The organism is Bacteroides intestinalis DSM 17393 (assembly GCF_000172175.1).
Lineage (GTDB): Bacteria > Bacteroidota > Bacteroidia > Bacteroidales > Bacteroidaceae > Bacteroides > Bacteroides intestinalis.
In genome coordinates this window covers 2,499,783-2,515,623 of sequence record NZ_ABJL02000008.1, presented here as the reverse complement: position 1 = coordinate 2,515,623, position 15,841 = coordinate 2,499,783, and the positions used below count along the sequence as shown (strand labels likewise).

At 42.5% G+C, this 15,841-nt stretch carries 9 protein-coding genes; all 9 read left to right on the top strand.

The annotated features are described in order from the left end of the window. The first annotated feature begins 22 nt into the window (after positions 1-22). The 9 genes from BACINT_RS19665 (at position 23) to BACINT_RS19625 (ending at position 15,767) form a co-directional block, all read left to right on the top strand. Positions 23-1,828, top strand: coding sequence for a RagB/SusD family nutrient uptake outer membrane protein (locus BACINT_RS19665; RefSeq protein WP_007666416.1), 1,806 nt, complete (start codon positions 23-25; stop codon positions 1,826-1,828). A 45-nt stretch (positions 1,829-1,873) separates the two neighbouring features. Then, positions 1,874-2,896, top strand: coding sequence for a DUF5627 domain-containing protein (locus tag BACINT_RS19660; protein WP_044155124.1), 1,023 nt, complete (start codon positions 1,874-1,876; stop codon positions 2,894-2,896). Between the two features lie 33 nt (positions 2,897-2,929). Beyond that, on the top strand, positions 2,930-5,170 hold the full coding sequence (locus tag BACINT_RS19655) for an endo-1,4-beta-xylanase (RefSeq protein WP_007666414.1): 2,241 nt from the start codon (positions 2,930-2,932) through the stop codon (positions 5,168-5,170). A gap of 77 nt (positions 5,171-5,247) precedes the next feature. Continuing rightward, positions 5,248-5,988: a hypothetical protein gene (locus tag BACINT_RS19650; RefSeq protein WP_007666413.1), complete on the top strand. Its 741-nt coding sequence runs from the start codon at positions 5,248-5,250 to the stop codon at positions 5,986-5,988. Between the two features lie 326 nt (positions 5,989-6,314). Further along, positions 6,315-8,285 (top strand): cellulase family glycosylhydrolase, encoded by a 1,971-nt coding sequence (locus tag BACINT_RS19645; protein WP_044155378.1) that lies wholly within the window; start codon positions 6,315-6,317, stop codon positions 8,283-8,285. A gap of 221 nt (positions 8,286-8,506) precedes the next feature. Further along, positions 8,507-9,388 (top strand): alpha/beta hydrolase, encoded by an 882-nt coding sequence (locus BACINT_RS19640; RefSeq protein ID WP_044155377.1) that lies wholly within the window; start codon positions 8,507-8,509, stop codon positions 9,386-9,388. 25 nt (positions 9,389-9,413) lie between these two features. Beyond that, complete coding sequence (locus BACINT_RS19635; RefSeq protein WP_232288779.1) at positions 9,414-12,638, top strand: glycosyl hydrolase family 95 catalytic domain-containing protein; 3,225 nt, start codon at positions 9,414-9,416, stop codon at positions 12,636-12,638. A gap of 38 nt (positions 12,639-12,676) precedes the next feature. Then, positions 12,677-13,933, top strand: a complete 1,257-nt coding sequence (locus BACINT_RS19630) for a glycosyl hydrolase family 8 (RefSeq protein ID WP_007666409.1) — start codon at positions 12,677-12,679, stop codon at positions 13,931-13,933. A gap of 172 nt (positions 13,934-14,105) precedes the next feature. Further along, positions 14,106-15,767, top strand: a complete 1,662-nt coding sequence (locus tag BACINT_RS19625) for an IS1182 family transposase (RefSeq protein ID WP_007666408.1) — start codon at positions 14,106-14,108, stop codon at positions 15,765-15,767. Positions 15,768-15,841 lie beyond the last annotated feature (74 nt).

Sequence of the window (15,841 nt, the reverse complement as noted above, 5' to 3'; positions counted from 1 at the left end):
AAGATTGAAAAACTAAGAAGTTATGAAACTAAAAAATATCATCTTATCAACGGCATTTCTGATAGCATTCTCCGCTTGCGACGACTTGTTTGAGCCGGCGGTGGAAAACTTCAAAGAACCGTCTGATTTGGAAAACATGCCTTCGTGGGCTGTTGGTTTGTTGGGGCATGCCTACATTGGCAATCCGTTGGGTGAGAATGCCAACAACTGGTCTTTCACGGAAGTGGCTACCGATGATGCTGTATCCAATGATGTGAATAACGGCTACCGGAAAATGGCTGCCGGCGCCTGGCGTTCGGACAATACTCCCGGAGATTTGAACAGATGGCAGAACTTGCGTGGTTCCTGGCAATATCTTAACCAATTTCTTGAAATATCCGAGAATGTGGAATGGGCTAGAGATCCTAAAGCTTCCGAACTGTTTAAAATGCGTTTTCAGGGAGATGCATACGGAATGCGTGCGCTCTATATGTATCATTTGTTGTTGAGTTGTTCGGGTTGGGCGGATAATGGCCAGTTATTGGGAATTCCTATTCTGACAGAATCGGAAACTGTTGATTCGGATTTCAACAAACCCCGTAACACTTTCAAAGAGTGTATCGAACTGCTAAACAAAGATGTGGAGAAGGCTATAGAAATGCTTCCCGAAGAATATGGTGATTTGGATGAGAAGGTAGGGATAGTACCTGATAAATATGCACAAATGGGCATAGATATTGCTTTGTTCAACCGTGTATTTGGTGATCATGCTAAAAATCGTATGAGTGCTCGTGTGGCTCGTGCCATTCGTGCTCAGGCAGCTCTTCTTGCAGCCAGTCCTGCCTATAGCGAAGGTTCGGAAGTGACTTGGGAAAAGGCTGCCAATGATATGGCCGAAGTGCTTGCTAATTTAGGTAGTAATCCGATTGCAGGTATTGATCCTACAGGTAATAAGTGGTATGAAGACCATAGCGGTATTCAGAATCTAAAAGCCGGTTACAACCGTCCCGAGGTTTTGTGGCGTAGTAATAAGAACGAGAGTGCAGACTTGGAAAAAGATCAATATCCGCCTTCACTTTTCGGTAAAGGCAGGGTTAATCCTTCTCAAAATCTAGTAGACGCTTTCCCGGCAGCGAACGGTTATCCCATCAGCGATCCGAAAGCCGGCTACGATCCTCAGAACCCGTATGCCAACCGTGATCCCCGTCTGGCTTTATACATTATTTATAATGGTTGCAAGGCGGGTGTGTCAAACAGTGTCATCACTACTGCAATTGATGGAAATAACAATGATGCCATGAATAAGTTTGACGGTGCTTCCACGCGTACCGGTTACTATTTACGTAAATTTTTGGATATGAACGTGAATGCCGATCCAAATAACACAACGAATGGTTTCCATATTAAGCCTTGGATTCGCTACACTGAAATTTTCTTAGGTTATGCCGAAGCTGCAAATGAAGCTTGGGGACCGCAAGGAAAAGGCATTCATGGTTATTCTGCTTATGATGTGATTAAAGCTATCCGCCAACGTGCCGGTATTGGTGAAAATGGTGGTGATCCTTATTTGGAATCAGTGAAAAATGACAAGGACGCGATGCGTGAGCTTATCCGTAACGAACGTCGTTTGGAACTTTGCTTCGAGGGCTTCCGTTTCTGGGATTTGCGCCGTTGGAAAGTGGATCTCAGCAAGCTGAATGAAACTGTGAAAGGTATGAAAATTACCGGAACGAAATACGAAGTGGTAGAAGTGGAGAAACGTGACTATAAGGATTATATGTACTACGGTCCTGTTCCTTATGGTGAAATATTGAAGTTTAATGCTCTCATCCAAAACAAAGGATGGTAAGCGGTAGTAAACGAACTTATATAAACTGAATAAATGAAAATAGCAATGAGAAAATCATTTTTGATATTGGCCGCTATGGCGGGAGCCTTGTTCACTGCGTGCGAAAACGGCGACTGGGAATTTCCCGACTATAAATATTCCGCGGTTTACTTTGCTTATCAAAGTCCCATCCGTACTATTACCATAGGTGAGGATGAATCTGTGGATAATTCATTAGACAATGAACACAAGTGCCAGATTATGGCTACAGTATCAGGTGTATACGAGAATAAGAAAGATGTGGAAATAGGTATCCGGGTAGACAATACCTTGTGTGATGGTTTTATGTATGAAGGTACCAAAGGCGACATTCTACCATTGCCGGCTTCTCACTATACGCTGAGCGATGACAAGATTGTCATAAAGAAAGGCCAGATATTGGGTGGCGTTACGGTGAATCTGACCGATGCTTATTTTAGTGATCCGAAATCTGCGGAGTTGAACTATGTAATTCCCGTGGTGATGACAGGTGTGCAGAATGCCGACACCATTTTGCAGGGTAAAGCGCAGGTTGCCGATCCGCATCGTTTGAATAAAGCGGATTGGGAGGTACAGCCTAAGGATTATACGCTTTATGCGGTGAGGTATGTAAGTAAGTACGACTCGCACTATCTGCGTCGCGGCATTGATACTTATAGCGGTAATAAAACAGGTACGGAGATACGCCATAATGCTTATGTGGAGAAAGATGAAACCGTTGATGGATTCAGCACTTTGGGCTTGAACAAAGTACAGTGGGCTCGTCTTGCTAAAGATGCTGCCGGAAAGAATATTGAAACCAATTTGATTCTTGCTTTCGATGAAAACGGCAATTGTACGGTTTCTTCCAATTCAGAAGGTGTATCAGCTAGTGGTAGTGGCAAGTTTGTTGCCAAAGGCGATAAGAATAGCTGGGGAGGCAAGGACCGCGATGTTCTCTATTTGGATTATGCTATGGATTACGATGGCATTCATTGTGTCACTAAAGATACGTTGGTAGTTCATTATCGTGGTGTAAAGGCCGAGTGGTTCAATCCTGTGAAGAAATAATGTTAGGGATTTCTTATTTAAAAAAGTATTTATATGAAATATACGAAAAATATCTTAGGAACAATGCTTTTAATGGCTGTCGTTACCGCTTCGTGTGTGGACGACAAACCGTTGGCATTCGAAGTTGAGAAGCCTGCTTCCATTGCAGGTATGGAATACCTCAACGACTATGATGTCTTGAAAAGTTATGTAAACAGCAGTGCCAATCCCGACTTTAAGTTGGGTATTGCACTGGCTGCAAATGACTATATTGCCGGAGGACAAGTAACTCAGTTGGCTAATAGCAATTTTGTTGAAATGACTGCTGGTAATGCCATGAAATATGCTTCGTGTGTGAATGAGAATGGTGAGATGAACTTTGGAACTGTGGAGAACTTTGTTTCTGCAGCTAAAGCAGGGGGACTTACTATTTATGGTCATACATTGGCTTGGCATGCGCAGCAGAATAACAAGTTTTTGAATTCGTTGATTAAAGATAAGGAGATGGATGTAGATCCAGATGCGAAAGTGGATAAAGTCGATTATGAAATAGACTATTCTACTGCGGGCTATAGTTTTTGGAACGAAGTAAATGAAGAAGTAAAAGAGACTACGACTATAGGTAAAAATGATACTGAAGGTTGCTTGGAAATCAAGACTTCTGTTGCGGCTTCTCAAAACCATTTTATACAGTATCATACAGCAGATAATCTTCCTATTGAGATTGGCAAAGAATATAAATTGAAGATGATGGTAAGAGGCTCTGCAGAGGGAAAGCTGAATTTTGGTGTAGGACCTTGGAGTGGTAGAGCAGAAGGTTCTTTTTCTTTCAACACAGAATGGAAAGAGTATGAGTTTTCATTCAAAGCGGTAGCAGATGGGGGTCATGTAATGACACAATCCGGTCTTTTTGTGGGAACTATTCAAATTAAGTATGTTAAGATTACTCATTCTGAGGCTCCGGTTATGGAAATCTTTACCGACATAATTGCCAATGGTGATGCAGAAGGTAGTGAAACTACTAATTTTGTTTCTACTCATGTGGGTGGAACTAATGGTGCTTGCGATATCGTTGATGGTGTAGGTAAAGATGGTAGTCGTGCTTTTGTAATAACGTCAGCAGGTGGTGGTGTAAATAGTTGGGATACTCAGTTCTTTCTCTATGCTGACCGCCCATTGGTAGATAAGGAAGTAGTACATATTTCTTTTGACTATCGTGCAGATGTACCTAACAAGTCAGAATCTCAGACTCATGCTGCTCCAGGTGCTTATATTCATTATGATGGCGGATGTGCTGTTGATTTTACTACAGAATGGCAACATTTTGAAAAAACTATAACAATAAATACAACTCTTTCTCCTACTGAAAACATGCAGACTTTTGCATGGAATCTTGATGTAGGTGTGCCTAATGCGCCTGCTAACAAATATTATTTTGATAATATCAAGTTGCAAATAGTAACTAAGGGCAATTCTATTCCTCTCACTCCCGAAGAAAAGAAAGACACTCTTACTTGGGCTATGAACAACTGGGTAGAAGGTATGATGAAAGCTACCGGTGGTTATGTAACTGCATGGGATGTAGTGAACGAAGCTATTTCCGGTGTTGGTAACGATGAAGGTTTCTATACCTTACAATCAGCCAGTAACGTTTCTCCCGAAGATGCCAAGAACAATTTCTACTGGCAAGACTATTTAGGTAATGTGGATTATGTACGCATTGTTGTGGCTGCCGCTCGCAAGCATTATGCAGAAAACGGTGGTACTGCTCCTTTGAAGCTCTTTGTCAATGACTACAATCTGGAGTCAGACTGGGATGATAACAAAAAAGTCAAGAGTTTGGTACACTGGATTGAGAAGTGGGAAGCTGATGGTGTGACGAAGATTGATGGTATCGGTACACAGATGCATGTAAGTTGTTATGCTAATGCTGCTACTCAGAAGAGTAAGGAAGACCATGTAGTGAAGATGTTTGAGATATTGGCGGAAAGTGGTAAACTGGTAAAGATATCAGAACTTGATATGGGTTATATAGATGAGAATAATACCAGTGTTAAGACAGAGAATATGACCGAAGCTCAGCATAAAGCGATGGCAGAATACTATAAGTTCATCGTGAAGAAGTACTTCGAGATTATTCCTCCTGCCCAACAGTATGGTATCACTCAATGGTGTGCCACCGATGCTCCCAGTGATTCGGGCTGGCGTGGTGGTGAACCCGTAGGTCTTTGGGATTCCAACTACAGTCGTAAGCATACCTATGCAGGTTTTGCTGATGGATTGGCTGGAAAATAATAAAGTTTTATGAGAAAAGGCAGCGGGGCATGATGTGAAACCGCTGCCTTTATTGTTTCAATAAAAATCGAATAACAATGAAAAACATATTATTTATTTTGAGTTTGGTCATTTGGTGTGGTTGTAGTAATGAAATTTCTTTTGATACTAATAGGGCAGAAGATATGACTGTTACGCGAACTACGAATTCGGATAGCGTATATTATTGGGGTTCTTCAGATTCGGATATAGTGGAGGACTTTGTTTTTAGTCCGAAGGGTGATCCGAAACCTCTTAATAGAACTTTATGTTCGTATGTAGAGGTTAATGGAACAAAAACATTGTTACAACCTGAAATAGTGAGCGGTCCTTCATGGTTGGATTATCTTATATGTTTTCAGTATTATGATATATATGTTCTATCGGTAGTAGCCCAGGACAATACTTCTTCCCCTAGAAGTGGAAAAATTGTATTGAAACAGCCGGGATCTAATAAGACATTGACAGTTGGTATTACTCAAAACGGAACGGATAATCGTATTGAAATTTCCGTAAAGGAACTTTATTCCAATCATCCTGTCTTTACTGCCACCACAACTTATCCCGTAAAAAAAGATATAAGCTGCAGAATCCCATACGAAGCATACAATGATGGGGGAAAGTATGACGGCAATGCATCAATCACTATTCCGAAAGGAGAAACGAAAGGAACTTACGAAATGGATTATAATGGTTCTCCGTTAGTTGATTATCATGGTGATATAAAAGGCTATAAACTATATGAAGGAACTACTACAGGAGATGATATTTATACCTATAGTTTTGTTCGCTATTGGTGATATTATAATAAACAGGTCTGTTGGGGCTTTCCATTTAGTATGTAACGTCAGCAGATAATGGTGTAATTTGGAATATTTGTTGTAATTTATCAAAAGGATGAGGATGCTTCGTAATATCTTGAATATCAATGCTTATAGGATATGCTGCATTCAGTATACGACTGAACCCTATTCAGTATACGAGTGAATGGCATTCAGTATACGACTGAATTAGGTTCGATATACGACTGTATCCTTCGTTTGTATTATTTGTAAAGAATGTAGATTGTTATCACTCTCTTGCTTTAGCTTACAACTTTCAAGTCCTTAAAACAATGAAGAACAATATGAGAAAAATAATTTATTTATTGACATTGCTCTTAGGAGTGTCTTTAGCGGCTTGCTCGGACGAGACTATTCCTGAGCAGCCGGAAAAGCAGGAACCGGAACAACCTGTCGAACCGAATCCGGACCCGGAACCCGAGCCTCCTGCTGAAGCCAAGTTGCCAGTCCTGAATGTAGCCGGGCGCTACCTTAAAAATGAAAAGGGAGAGATAGTCAATCTGCATGGTTTTACGCAGACTTACAGCCCTTTCTTTAATAACAATGCCTGGGGTAACTATGACGTGCAGGCATGCCTCAGGTATAATAAGAGTATGGTAGACGGAATTGTGGCTGCCGGATGGAAGTTCAATTTCGTGCGTATGCACCTCGACCCGTATTGGAGTGATGACCCCTCCATGCAGTCCGTGAGATATGAAGGACATGAACGGTTCTCCGAAACTCGCTTTCGGAAGTATCTTGAAGAGTTGTTTGTGCCGATAGCAGAATACTTTATTTCCAAAGGAATGTATGTGGTGATGCGTCCGCCCGGAGTCTGTCCCGCTGATGCTCCCTATCAAGGTATAGAAATAGGAGACAGTTATCAGCAGTTTTTGCTTAAAGTGTGGGATATTGTTTCGCAACATCCTAAGCTGAAAAATAATATGGATGTCATGTTCGAGCTTGCCAATGAACCTGTCAGAATAAAAGGTACTGACGGAACATACGGCAGTAGCGGTGACGGTCATTTCAAGAATCTCCAACTCTACTTTCAAGCTATAGTAGACAAAATACGTGCCAACTGCCGCAACATTGTTTGGGTGCCGGGATTGTCTTATCAGTCATCTTACGCCGGATATGCCATTCACCGTATCGAAGGGGAGAACATAGGCTTTGCCGTTCACTGTTATCCCGGTTGGTATGGTAGCGATGCCGAGGAAGACAGTGGTGAAGGAATCGGCTCTTCCACAGGAGGAGGTTATGAAGCTTTTCAGCGGGGGTGGGATGCGCAAGTAGGCCCTGTGGCAGCTTTCGCTCCTATCATGGTGACTGAAATAGACTGGGCTCCGAAGAAATATGATGCCACTTGGGGGAAAAGTATTACAGGAACGGCAGGTGGTGAAGGTTTTGGTGCCAACTTCAAATATATAGCTGATAATTCAGGCAATGTTTCCTGGTTATTCTTTACAACGAGGTCACACGAACTGGCGGCGTTTAAAGATGTGCCGGGGGAACCGGGCAATTACACTTTCCTCAATGATCCCGAGGCCTGTCCGTGGGCGATGTACCATTGGTTCAAAGAATATGCTGAAGGGATAGTAGTAAATGGGGAACTGGAAAAACTGGAGTTGATGGGACAAGAGGGAGAACTTCGTCTGCAAATGGGTGGTACGAATTATCTCAAAGTGAAAGCTGTTTATTCTGATGGAACGGTACGGATGGTGACTGCGGAAGCGACTGTCAACAGCTCGGATACAAACGTGCTGAAAGTAGAACAGGCAGCCAAATTAGTAGCTGTGGCACCCGGTGAAGCTACGGTAACCGTTACGTATCAATCGGCTGCCGGAGTCAGTAAGCAACTGACTTTACTGGTTACGGTAATTTCTCCTTTCTCACTGACGGCAGATGTCTTCAATCCTTCTATATGGGAGAAAGGCACATTCGACGAGAACACCCGCTTACTGGTGACGGGGCAGTATGGTTTCGGAGGGTGGCAATATGACAATGGACTTGATTTGTCGGGATATAAGACTGTGACCGTAGAACTGGGTAACGATAATGAAAGTAGTGTTTCGTTCCGTCTGTTTGATAAAAACAATTATTGGAGTGAGCCTGCTGTGTATGATTTCGGATCTTCACGTAAGATTGTAGTGGAGTTGGATAATATGAAAGATAAGAACGGAGGAAAAATTGATCCTTCGCATCTTTATATTGCAGGTTTTTGGTCAACAGGTGGAAAACCTATTGTGATAGCTAATGTCTCCTTAGCAAATTAAAAAGACATATCAACTCTCATCTTTCCGAGAGTTTGATATAATTTGTGCATTTTATAATATCTTTCCTGCATCCTCTGTGAAGAGTGTGCAGGAATACAAATCTGTAATATTTATCTAATATTGATATTCAAATGTCTAAAATTGCAAATCAGTGATTGGATTCATGCCTTATTTTTGCAGATATATATGAATGGTCTGATAAACTTTAAATAAAAGATATGATGAAGAAGATAATTGTATGGTTGGCTGTAATGATGTATACACTGTCCGGTTATGCACAAAATGCACCTTGGAATTTTCAGAGTAAAGTAGTTACGGACACTCTTTTTAGTAAAGTACTGAATTCAAAGCGTGCCTATACTGTTTTTTTGCCAAAGAGTTTTGAACAGAATAAAGAGAAAAAATATCCGGTCCTGTATCTTTTGCATGGTATGTGGGAAACCAATCCTGTCTGGGCCGAACGGGGGCATGTAAAAGATGTGATGGATCGGCTTGTAGCCAGTGGGGAAGCGTGCGAAATGATTATTGTTACTCCGAATGCCGGTGGAAATATCCATTTGGAGTGGAACGGATATTTTGATATGCCGGGTTGGAAATATGAGACTTTCTTTTATACGGAATTCTTGCCTTATATAGAGAAAAAATACAGGGTGATAGGCGATAGACAGCATCGTGCCATTGCCGGATTGTCGATGGGTGGTGGCGGAGCTACTAATTATGGTCAGCGCCATAGTGATATGTTCTGTGCAGTCTATGCGATGAGTGCCCTGATGTCTATTCCTGAACAGGGAGCGGTACCTGCTGATGATCCGAATTCGAAAATTGCGATACTTACCCGTAGTGTTATAGAAAATAGCTGTGTGAAATATGTGATGGAGGCTGACGAGGATCGCAAGGCTGATTTGCGTAGTGTTGCCTGGTTTGTAGATTGTGGGGATGATGATTTCCTGCTTGATCGTAATATAGAGTTCTATCAGGCTATGCGTAACGCCGGTGTACCTTGCCAGTTCAGGGTGCGCGATGGAGGACATGATTGGGAATATTGGCACTCGGCTCTTTATCAGTGTTTGCCTTTCGTAACCCGGATATTTGGTAAGGAATAATATAACAAACAATAATAGACAGATTATGAGAACATTTGTATTTACATGCTTACTTCTTTTAGGTATGACGACATTTGCACAAGATGCGAATTTTCATATCTATCTGTGTTTGGGACAATCGAACATGGAAGGAAATGCAAAGGTAGAAGAACAGGATACAGTGGCGGTTGACAGTCGTTTTCAGGTATTAGCGGCTGTAGATTGTCCTAATTTGGGGAGGACCAAAGGGAATTGGTATAAGGCGGTTCCTCCTTTGGCACGTTGCTATACGGGCCTGACTCCGGGTGATTATTTTGGACGGGCTATGGTGGCTAACCTGCCATCCAATGTACAGGTAGGGATTATCAATGTTGCCGTAGGTGGTTGCAAAATAGAACTGTTTGATAAGGATAATTATCAGTCGTACGTAGAAACTTCTCCGGATTGGCTGAAGAATATGGTAAAAGAATACGGTGGCAATCCTTATGCACGTTTGGTTGAGATGGCAAAGCTTGCTCAAAAGGATGGAGTAATTAAAGGTATTCTGCTGCATCAGGGAGAGTCGAATACGAATGATAAAGACTGGCCCTCAAAAGTAAAAGGAGTGTATGATAATCTTTTGAAAGATTTGGGATTATCTGCCGCTGATGTGCCTTTGCTGGCGGGTGAGGTGGTACATGCGGATCAGAATGGAATCTGTGCCAGCATGAATACAATCATCGACAGTCTGCCACAGGTGATTCCTACTGCACACGTGATATCCTCTGCCGGTTGTCCGGCTGCATTCGATAATCTTCATTTTACAGCCGAGGGATACCGGATGTTGGGAGCACGCTATGCTGCTAAGATGCTTTCCATTTTGGGATACGGAGATTGGACATCTGCCCAGAATATGAAATTGTGGTATGCCCGTCCGGCACAAGACTGGCTGGAAGCTCTGCCACTGGGCAATTCCCGTTTAGGCGCTATGGTATTTGGCGGAACTGCCCGTGAAGAACTGCAACTCAATGAAGAGACTTTCTGGGCCGGCGGACCTTACAATAATAATAATCCCAAAGGATTGCAGGTGTTACCTGAAATACGCCGTCTTATTTTTGAAGGCAAAACTCTGGAGGCACAGAAACTCATTGATGAAAATTATATGACGCCTCAGCATGGCATGCGTTACTTGACGATGGGGAGTCTTTTCTTGAATTTCCCAGGGCATGAGAATCCTTCTGAATATTACAGGGACCTGAATCTGGAGAATGCTACTGCTACAACACGTTATGAAGTGGATGGAGTGAAGTTTGTCCGTACGGCATTTGCCTCTTTGAGTGATGATGTGATTATTGTACGCATTCAGGCGGATAAGGCAAAGGCCTTGAATTTTGCCGTGTCATACAGCAGTCCGCTGAAATCAGATGTACAAGTAAAGGGTGGCAAACTGATTATCTCCTGTCAGGGAGCTGAGCATGAAGGAATTCCTGCCGCTATGCGTGCCGAATGCCAAGTACAGGTGAAAACAGATGGTAAAGTGAGTAAGGCAGAAAGCGCACTTGCCGTGAATGGGGCTACTGAAGTTACCTTGTACATTTCAGCAGCTACTAATTTTGTGAATTATCATGATGTCAGTGCGAACGAGTCAAAACGTGCAGCTACTTATTTGCAGAAAGCCACCCGCATTCCTTACGAACAGGCTTTGAAGAGTCATATCGCCTCTTATCGCAAGCAATATGACCGTGTGGCCCTGACTTTGGAAAGTACCGGAGTTTCTGCTTTGGAGACACCTGTCCGTGTGCAACGTTTTATAGAAGGGAATGATATGGCGATGGCAGCTTTGATGTTCCAATATGGTCGTTATCTGCTGATTTCTTCTTCGCAACCCGGTGGTCAGCCTGCCAATCTTCAAGGTATATGGAATCATAGTCTGTATGCTCCTTGGGACAGTAAATATACGATTAATATCAATGCGGAGATGAATTATTGGCCTGCTGAAGTAACCAATCTGAGTGAGACGCATGAACCTCTCTTTGATATGGTGACTGACTTGGCAGTTACAGGTAGTGAAACTGCTAAAGTTCTTTATGATGCTAAAGGTTGGGTGGCACATCATAATACGGATATATGGCGTGCCTGCGGACCGGTGGATGCTGCAAGTTTCGGTATGTGGCCTAATGGAGGTGCTTGGGTGGCACAACATCTGTGGCAACACTATTTATTTACCGGTGATAAAGAGTTTCTAAAGAAGTATTATCCGATATTGAAAGGAACTGCTGATTTTTATTTAAGTCATTTAGTGGAACATCCGAAGTATAAGTGGATGGTTACAGTACCTTCCATGTCTCCGGAACATGGCTACCGGGGTTCACAAACAACGATTACGGCAGGTTGTACAATGGATAATCAGATTGCTTTTGATGCCCTTTACAGTACACTTCTGGCAAGCCGTATTCTGGGTGGTGATAAACTGTATGAAGATTCTTTGCAGGCCATGTTGGACAAGTTGCCACCCATGCAGATTGGCAAACATAATCAATTGCAAGAGTGGTTGATTGATGCTGACAATCCGTTGGATGACCATCGGCATATTTCACACTTATATGGTTTGTATCCTAGTAATCAGATTTCTCCAATTACAAATCCGGAATTATTCCAGGCTGCACGGAATACTTTGATACAGCGTGGAGATATGGCTACCGGTTGGAGTATCGGGTGGAAGATCAATTTCTGGGCGCGTATGTTGGATGGCAATCATGCTTATAAGATTATACAGAATATGCTCCATCTTTTGCCTAGTGATAAGGTTCAGAAAGAATATCCTGAGGGACGTACTTATCCTAATTTATTTGATGCCCATCCACCTTTCCAAATCGATGGAAACTTTGGTTATACGGCAGGAGTTGCAGAGATGTTGTTGCAAAGCCATGATGGTGCAGTACACTTATTGCCTGCACTGCCTGAAGCATGGAAAAAAGGAAGTGTGAAAGGCCTTGTTGCCCGTGGTGGTTTTGTGGTAGATATGGAATGGGATGGCGTTCAATTGAAAAAGGCGAAGATACATTCTCGCTTGGGTGGGGTACTGCGTATCCGTTCTTATGTTCCTTTAAAGGGAAAAGGAGTGAAAGTGGCAGACGGTGCTTGCCCGAATCCTCTTTATGCATCGGCAGTTATAAAAGAACCGGTAGTTTCCAAACTGATAAATCCTCAGGTGCCGGTCCTTTATCGTACTTACGAATATGACATTGTTACTCAGCCGGGAGAAGACTATTCGCTGGAACGTAGTATGTAATGATATTAGTAGTCTATTAATTGTAACAAAACCTTGAAATGATGAAACTTACAACTTTATTTGCGGTTAGTGTCAGCCTGATACTTTCCGGTTTTTGTTCACTTGGAGTTCAGGCTCATCCTGTTCAGGAAGACAGTAGTGGGGGCCCGGTTCCTGCTGGAGCTTACTATACTGATAACTATCGGAATTTGTTTAATGAGTATTTAGGTATTTCTCAGCAACAAACCGACCAGAAAATGGAGCAAATCTGGAATCACTTCTTTGTGAATGAAAAAACAAAGGTTTACTATGAGAGTGATGACAATACTGCCTATATTTATGATACAGGGAATCAGGATGTACGTACAGAAGGAATGTCCTATGGAATGATGATATGTGTACAGTTGGATAAGCAGGCTGAATTCGATAAGTTATGGCGGTGGGCCAAGAAATATATGCTGTATACTTCGGGCAAATGGTCGGGATATTATGCCTGGCACTGTACGCCTCGTGGTGTTAAAATAGGTAAGGAGCCAAGTTGCGCTTCTGATGGTGAAATTTATTTTATAACTTCTTTATTCTTTGCTTCTCACCGTTGGGGGAATGACGGGGCATACGACTATAATCAGGAGGCTCAGAAAATATTGAAAGATGTTATGTCTAAAGATGGTTCCCAAGGCGTTTATAACCTGTTCAATACTGAGAGTAAACTCGTTACATTTGTACCGGAAAAGGTCTATTATAACTATACGGATCCTTCCTATAATCTGCCTGCTTTCTTTGAACTTTGGGCTTTGTGGTCTGACACTAATAAGGAATTCTGGAAGCAGACACCTGATGCAGCCCGTCGCTTACTGGCTGATGCATCGCATAAAAAGACGGGGTTGTTTCCTGATTATTCTGCATTCGATGGCACTCCTTGGAAACCTAAGAATTGGGGATATGATACAAGAAGATATCAGTTTGATGCTCTTCGCTGTGCCATGAATGTTGGTATGGATTATTATTGGTTTGGAAAAGATGCTACTAACCAGGCAGAGATGATGAGTCGATTGCTTAACTTTTTCAAGCAAGATAATTTTACGCACGAATATTTCAATGTAGATGGTTCAGCACCTGCCGGTAATTATTCAACAGGTATGATCGGTGCAAATGCTGTAGGAGCTTTTGCTTTGAATGACAAGAATCTGGCGAAAGAATGCATACAGAAATTGTGGAATGAACCATTGCCTACGGGCAAATTTCGTTATTACAGCGGTATGGTATATATGATGTCTATGCTGCATGTCAGTGGCAATTTCCGGATTATCAAGTAGCTTGATGAATAGAAAATGTCAAGTAGTATAAGCATAATATTAATATTATAGAGAAAGAGGTTGTGTCAAAACTCTGGCACAACCTTTTTTATGCACAAAGCCCGGACTTTCCCAAGCCCAGGCTTTGTTATTACCCAAAGTTTATGTAACTTTAGGCATCATTTTTTTCGTTATGGCAAAGTTACATTTTCGTCCTTACATTCCCAACCAAACCGTTCTTTTTCCACAAAGAATTGATGAAAACATAGCTGCGGACGACCCTGTCCGCATAGTCAATGCAGTTGTTGATAATCTCAATCTTGATAATTTCAAGAAGCTTTATAAAGAAACGGGGCGCTCAGCTTATCATCCTAAAATGATGCTCAAGGTAATTATCTACGCTTACATGAATAATATCTATTCCTGTCGTAAAATAGAGAAGCTTCTTTTGCGTGACATTCATTATATCTGGCTTGCCGGTCATGAGCATCCGGATTTCATCACCATCAACCGTTTCCGTAACCGTGTAAAGGAGGAGATAAACAACGTTTTCACGCAGTTGGTTCTTGTCCTTGCCGATAAGGGTTTCATCAGTCTTGACGTGGAGTATATCGACGGTACCAAGATTGAGTCCAAAGCCAACAAATATACTTTTGTCTGGCGCAAGAGTGTTGAAAAGCACCGCACGAAGTTGCTGGACAAGATTCGTATCCTTCTGGAACAGGTGGACGAAGCCATTGCACAAGAGAACTCCGTAAAAGACACACCCGCCCAATTCACTCCCGCCATGCTCTCTGACATAGTGGATGAACTTAAAGAAGTCCTAGAACACCAGCCTGCGACAAAGGATAAGGAACAAAAGAAAGCCCTGCGCGAAAAGAAGAAACAGGTCAGGGAACTTGAAGGGTATCGTGACAAGCTGATGGAATACGACAATCACCTTGAAGTCCTTGGAGAACGTAATTCCTATTCCAAGACCGATCCTGATGCTACATTCATGCGTATGAAAGAAGACGCCATGAAGAACGGGCAGACCAAGCCCGGGTATAATTTACAAACAGGTACTGAAAACCAATTCATCATAGACTTCCGGCTGTTTCCCAACCCCACCGATACGCTGACCCTGATCCCTTTCTTCCACTCCTTCCAGCACCGCTATAACCGCTTACCGGGTATCGGTGTGGCAGACTCCGGTTACGGCTCGGAAGAAAATTACCGGTTCATGCAGGAAAACGGGATAGAGGCCTTTGTCAAGTACAACTACCTCCATAAAGAGCAGCGTCCCCGTTATACTCCCAACCCGTTCCATGCGGAAAGTCTCCATTACAATGCGGGGGAGGATTATTACGTTTGTCCGATGGGGCAGCGCATGAACCGTATAGGGACCAGACGTGACAAAACTGCAAGCGGATACATCACCGAAAGTGCACGTTATAAAGCACAAAATTGCGAGGGTTGTCCTTTGCGTGGCAGTTGCTTTAAAGCCCAGGGAAATCGTATTATAGAAGTCAATCACCGGTTAAACCAATACAAACGGCAGGCACGGGAAAAATTGCTCTCAGAGGAAGGTATCAAGCATAGAGGCAGGAGGTGTATAGAACCGGAAGCTGTGTTTGGACAAATGAAATACAACATGGCATACCGCCGGTTCAGACATAAAGGAGAAGACAAGGTTACGATGGACTTTGCTTTCTTTGCTATAGCTTTTAATATCAAAAAAATGTGCGCTAAACTACTAAAAGCAGGAAAGGGAGGGACTGCACGCATTATATGTATTCTTATCAGAACAATTATGACGCAATATACGAGGAATATAGCCGCGTATTACCAAATTAGTGAAAAAAGAGTCGCATAGAGAAAAAAACATTTAAATATAAAAAAAGGAGATGTGCCTTAGTTTTGACACATCTCCTTTCTTTTTGTTCTGTG